Genomic DNA, 5,989 nt, shown 5'->3' with positions numbered 1-5,989 from the left:
GGCCTAGGCGGGGCGGGAGGGGTACGGCGAAGGGAGTAGATGCGGGGCCGGTCGCTGGCTTACCGCTCTGACGGGATGTCGCCGGAAAGCGCCATCAGCGCCCAGAATCGATCAGACGCCGGGTCGACGGGCCCAGCTACAAGTTCCGGTAGGTATCGGTGCGCGGACCGAGTTCGTCGATCAGCCGCCCGAGCCCGAGGATCTCGATCAGACGGCCCTGTAGCCTGCGAAGCAATTTGGCAACCCCTTTCGACTGCAATTGGGGCAGGACGCAGCTAGACAACATCCCCAGCACTTTCGATTTCCTCAGGAAACCGTGCTTGCCATGTCAGGCACTGCCCGAGAAAGTTACCGATGAACATCAGCACGATCAGCGGAAGAATCAGCAACGAGATCCCATCGCTGATCTTTCCGATGAACCCCTTCTGCTGGAACGCCGGATACCACTGGGTCACGCTGATCCAGGCTTCCTTGACGCTGGGCCGATAACCAATGACTGTTCTGGGTTTGGGCACTGCGTCCGGGCCCTCCTCCATGTATCGACGGATGTACTCCCAGAATGCCATCCAATCGCCCACCGTCTTGAAGCTGGTCCGTCGCCCGATGAACTGCATCGCGCCGACCTTGCCCAACTCCGTCTCGCTTCCCCAGATCAGGGCGGGCCAATGCATGAAGACGGCATCGGCGTCGGCGCTCTTGCTCAAACTTGGGTCTGTATCAGGCCAATCGAACACCATCAAGCCTCCTGCATATTTGGGGCGAAGCAAGTACACCTTCCTGGTTGCTCGATTGAATCTAAGGCGAATCCAGCGTTGGGTGAACAGCTCGTAGCGGAAGAAATAACGCTGCATTGCCCACGTAAAGCCAGCCGTGAATACCGTGAATCCGATGGCGTTCAGCAGCGCGACCAGTGCCGTTGTTCTAACCAGCTCCGTTCCATCCGCGCGATGCCCGGTCAGGTACAGAAAGATGACGTCCAACCATCCTGTGGCAACAAAACTCCACGCCATCCAGTAGCACCCCCACCCGAACAAGGTGGTCACACCTCGAATGTCGTTGCACCAGGTTCTCACTTCAAGCCATTCGTCGTTATAGGCGTGCAGCAAGCCTTGGTCGTCCGCGCGCTCCAGGATCCGCTCGTGCCGGTCATAAGGCTGAGTGCCTTCAAACTGCTGTTTGGTCAGTAGAAGCCCTCCTTTTCTTGCTTTGGCGATCGTCTCATCAGCGGTATTTCTGCGGCCTATTCGAAGCTCCTCCGCGGCCATTTCCCTGGCTGCGTCATAGTCAATTTTCTCGAACCAATACATCATTCCTCTACCACCTTGAAGGCGATATACAGGGCCACCAGCTCTTCACCAGCCTTTTCATAGAGCGGCTCGGATGGGTCCCCCGGCTTTGGGGGTACTCGAAAGCTCGACCGCTTGATCCACTTCTGAAGTTCGTTGTCGCTGAGCCGTCCAATGATCCATGTGATGGACATGATCGCCAGCGTGACCCACAAACTGGCGGCAAATAAGGCGGCCCTTCCGAGCGCAAGCGCGGCAGCTCGAGCAGCGAGAACTTGCAACGCTCGGCCTCGCAATGAATCAAAGCCCACGCCTTTTGCCAGATGCTCCATCAACGGACCGGCATACGAGAACCCAAGAACGAGGCCGGAAGCGAAGTTGACGCTGTGGGCCGCTCCGCGTCCATAGAACATCCAAGCCAACGCATATTTTTCCTCTTGTCTGTATTTTTTCCCATCGCCGTAGTCCAGACAGGCCGATACGATTCCCGCGATTCCTGCCAAAGCGTTCCCTGCCAGCTAGAAGCCGCCCAGTCGAATCTCGGCCATAGCCCGGGTGCCGCCATGGGGAAAACTCTTCGATATCAGCCACTCTTGCGTCATGGCGCCTATCTCTAGTCCCGCCGATGTGGTTGTCAAGGCTGCGGCGCCGAGTTCCCAAGCGGCCTTTTGCGCCGCATCCACGTCTTTCGCGTCCGCCAGTTGCTTTGCTTTGAAGCTCAGAAGGATGCCTTCGACAAGCGTCATGACGCCAGTCAATCGCATCTTGAAGAAGTCCCCGCTTCCTCCTTCGGCCATGATCTTGTTGATCGTGGCATGGCTCTCGACCTTCAAGCTCTGCTGACTCCACTTGTATTGATAGTCGGCAATGGCTTTGAATTTCTCAGGAGTGACTTCACTTAGAACGCGGCGATAGCGCGCGTGCAACTCGATGGCAGCAGGGCTTCCCGCCCCCGCAATCAAGCTCATCATGAGTGATCGAGCCAGCTTCTTCTCCCAATTCAATTTTCCACTTCCCGCTTTGAATATGGTGTGGCCGATCAGATTGATGATGGGACTGAATCCGAATATCGGGATGGCCTTGCAGATCCGTATGCTCGTTTTGTTTTCATCTGCCATGAGATCGTTGAACTTCGCAAACTTGTCCAATTGATCTTTGAAGTACTGCACCATGCTTGCGACTGAGGTAGCAGGAGTCTGTGCGGCCTCCATGGCTGTCCTGAAGCTTGCTTGCGCGTCTTCCTGATTCATCAAGTACCCGCGCCACAGAAGATTTTTCGGTTCATCCGAGTGATCCTTGGCCCACGTCATGAGTCGCTTTTCGCAAAGCTCCCCGCCACCGTTGAAGCCCTCGAGAATTCCATTGATCTGTGCGGCGCACTTGACACCTTGAGAGATATCTTGACGTCCTTTCCCGTCGTAAAAAGCCAATGCTCGTCGCAGTTGTTCGCAATCCACCCAAGCCAAGGAGTCCGGTGCCCGCGCGTTAGCGATTGCCTCAAATTCCTTGGATTTCTTCGCGTACGCAGTCTGAACTTTCTCCATGGCATCCAGATCGATTCCGGAGGCATATTCGTCCCACCGAGCGTTGGCACTCTTGGCAGCCCCGGTCTTTGCGCTCTCAATTCTTTTCAGGTAGGCGGCGTAGTCCGCACGAGACTCGAATACGCGTGAATTCGAACGTGCCGTGCCGGGCAGAACCGCCGGCTTGTCTTCGAGAAAAATGGGTTCTCGGGTCGCCGTTTCGCTCACTTCGATTTCGCGCGACACGTATGCAATGCGGCGCTGCTTGAAGAGCGCTTCCAATTTCTTCCAACCGTTCGCAATCTCGAAGCGCGTCTTGCGAGACTGCTTGTTCCCCGACGGTGGCGCTTCCGGTCCGGTCACGGCGGGAGCGCCCGTGGCGTTCTCCACCACGTCGCCCCACTGAATCAAGTCTCGGTAGGGCTTGTTGCGCCAGTGATTCGTTTCCTGGGCAATCCCGATGGCATCGTGACATGCGGCAACCACACCCACAGACCTTTTCGGCTCCGAAAGCTCCCCGGCCAATGCTCTCGCGATCTGCTTGAGGCGATCCCGATGTACTTCGACATAGGGAGGCAATGTCCCCGGCCCCATGCGCTCTGTCTTGCGCCATTGCCCCCATGGATTGTCTGCACTGAAGATGTCCGAAGGGGGTGGGTCGGTGCGACTTTTCTTGAGGACAGCACTGACGTAGATGGGAACTTGTCCTTCCCCATATCCCTGCTCTGAGGTGTCAATGCCCATCACCCCATAGAGTTGCTCATTGAGGCCTGCCAGCATCACCTCGTCTTTCAACGCAGCCCATTCCGCGACCTTGACTGCCAGTTCGCTGGGCACACAGGTGTGAGATTGAGACCCCGGATTCTTGGTCCATTCAGCTACGTCCAATCGCAGCAGATCAGCAGGGTTTTCCTCCAACTGCTGAAGCACGTCCGGCAGCACCACATCCGGATGAAAGAAGTACCAAAGATTCGTGACACTCGTCGGATCGGGCACCCAGACCAAGCTCTTGTTCGCGCCGCGAATGACAACTTCGCAAGCCGGTGCGGCCGCCTCCGCGGGCACTGGTGTCAATTGAGGATTGAAGGGGCTTAGGTAGCCATGCGGATGCACCATGTAGCCTGTCCACTTTTTCCTGCCTGCGCGCTCAAGCAAGACATACAAGACCCCTTCGCGGAGCATGCGCACGGCATAGCTCGCTGTTTTCAATGGCGTGGGCGGCGCCTTGAATTCACCGGACGGCGTGAGCTTTGTCAGCGCTGCCGCGCGGGCTGCATCAGCACTGAAAGTAGCGGCGTAGCGAGTGAACAAGATCGGAAGATCGCCTGGTTTGCAGGCATCGCAGGGTGTTTTGCAGGCCATCGAAAGAAGTGTTCAGAGAGAGCGAGAAAGGGGGGGTGCGCGATGGGGTCTACAAACTCAGACCAGCCATGTGCCATGCATCCGAGAAACCGAGGCCCGCGTGTTTTTTCTGCATCTCGAGTGCGGCACAAGACTGGCGTTGGCCCACGGCACTCTGCCAGTAGTCCTGTCCGACACCCCATTGGCACAGTGCCCATTCGGTTTGATCATTGGTCCCCAGGCCGCTCGACGCAGCCTCGCTGAGCCAATTGCGCAAGGTCCCGGTGCTTGGATAGGGTGCGGTATGACCGGACGCCGATCTCAGGCTGACGACTTGCCAGAAGCTGTTTTCGGAAGGTGCGCCGTGAGCCAATCGCCATTGCACCGAGTCGAGCAAGTGATGCACGCGGGAATGCGGTTGCACATCCGAGAGAGCTGGTGTCGCGTGCCAAAGAGTGGGCGCGGCGGCCGCTTCCGTCACGATGGGGCCTGTGGGCTGCGTGGCGGCGTACCAGTGCCGTATCGGGCCGAGCCACGCCCGTCTCTGGCCTTCGCTCAAGATCGGCCATACCCGCTGCATGACGCGCGGATCCTGGTACCGCATCACACAAGCAGACTCATCCTCTGCCGTGGGGTCGTACTGCAAACTCAAAGCTCGAAAGTGCGCTAGCAGCGCTTCGATGTCGCACGAGATCAGCAGCAGGGCCGAGATCTTTTTGGCGTGAAGGCGTTGGGGCGCGGTCAGGATGGCCGATGCCAAGGCCTCCTGCAGGATCAAATGATCCGCAGGAAGCTTCAACGGCAACAGATGCGGGGCTCGCGACGGTTCATCCTTGAAATAGGAATCGGGGATTGGTCGCAAGCACACCCTTTGGCCCGGAAGAAAGTCCGCTTCGCCTTGATCCAGCAGAAGATAGGGCGCTGCATTCGAGGACTCACTCAGCGCGGTGATGACCTCAATCTCCAACGCGAGAGCGCTGCAAGTGGAGGCATCGAGGGCATTCCATGCACTCATGACTGACGACCTCTAGTGCTTGATGGAGCCGGCGCCACTGGCCGAGGCATCGCGAATTTGTTGCGCACATGACTTGAAGGCAGGCTTGGGAATAGGTCTCGAATCCTGTCCCACTTTGAGATGCGCCGCCGCATGCTCCACCCATCCCCCAGGCGTGCCATGCAGGATGCCCGTGCTGCTCCACTCGGTGAAACTTCCTCCGCCGTTGACCACCACCTTGATCGGCGCGGTGATTCGGATCTCGCTGGTGGTGCTTGTGATGCGGACGGCCTTCTTCGCGGTCAGATTCATCGCATCCTTGTGTGCCTCGATCTGAAATTTGCCGTTGCCGGCGATCCACTTCATGCCGCCTCGAAGCGCAAACAGGCGGATGCCGTTCTTGGCGCTGACGAGCAGCCGCTTGGCTGCGCTGATGCTGGTGTGGTGCTGGCTGCTGATCGCGATGTGTTCCCCGGCTTGGAGATGAAGGCTTCCCGGTGTGGTGGCGGCGAGGCCAGCGGCGCTGGCGAGTACCAACTGGGCTTCGATGAGTTCAGGGAATCGACCTTGGGCCTTGTCACCGCCGCTGCCTTGGATGACGTCGTTCTGCGCTTGGAGCGCTTGCGCCACGGCGGCCTGGTCTTCGCCTTCGCTCTGGGCCTTGGCCGTTGCTGCAGCCTCTGCCAGACCTTGATGCTGATCCTGAGCAGCCTTCAACCGTTGGGTTGTTTCCCCCATATCCTTGGCATGGTTTGCTGCGTTGTTTCTGGCTTCCGTGGTGACGAGCATGCCGTCCTGCGCCCGCAACACCCCATGCCCGTCAGTCCTCAGCTCAAAGCCCTCAC

Annotated in this window: 5 protein-coding genes; all 5 read right to left on the bottom strand. The window is 58.3% G+C overall.

The window, feature by feature from the left end; genetic code table 11:
* Positions 1-275: 275 nt before the first annotated feature.
* Positions 276-1,310: a DUF6708 domain-containing protein gene (locus D3H34_RS30685; RefSeq protein ID WP_147400528.1), complete on the bottom strand. Its 1,035-nt coding sequence runs from the start codon at positions 1,308-1,310 to the stop codon at positions 276-278.
* Positions 1,307-1,789, bottom strand: coding sequence for a hypothetical protein (locus tag D3H34_RS30680; protein ID WP_147400527.1), 483 nt, complete (start codon positions 1,787-1,789; stop codon positions 1,307-1,309). Before D3H34_RS30680 ends, D3H34_RS30685 begins: the two co-directional genes overlap by 4 nt.
* Positions 1,790-1,804: 15 nt before the next feature.
* Complete coding sequence (locus D3H34_RS30675; RefSeq protein WP_147400526.1) at positions 1,805-4,171, bottom strand: T6SS effector BTH_I2691 family protein; 2,367 nt, start codon at positions 4,169-4,171, stop codon at positions 1,805-1,807.
* Between the two features lie 49 nt (positions 4,172-4,220).
* The gene (locus tag D3H34_RS30670) at positions 4,221-5,165 is read right to left on the bottom strand and encodes a DUF4123 domain-containing protein (protein ID WP_119558620.1); all 945 of its coding nucleotides are present in this window, start codon (positions 5,163-5,165) and stop codon (positions 4,221-4,223) included.
* Positions 5,166-5,177: 12 nt separating this feature from the next.
* The coding region (locus tag D3H34_RS30665) for a DUF2345 domain-containing protein (protein ID WP_119558619.1) at positions 5,178-5,989 on the bottom strand (812 nt) is incomplete at its 5' end.

The sequence above is a fragment of the Acidovorax cavernicola genome, assembly GCF_003581445.1.
This window is presented reverse-complemented; position numbering and strand designations above follow the sequence as displayed.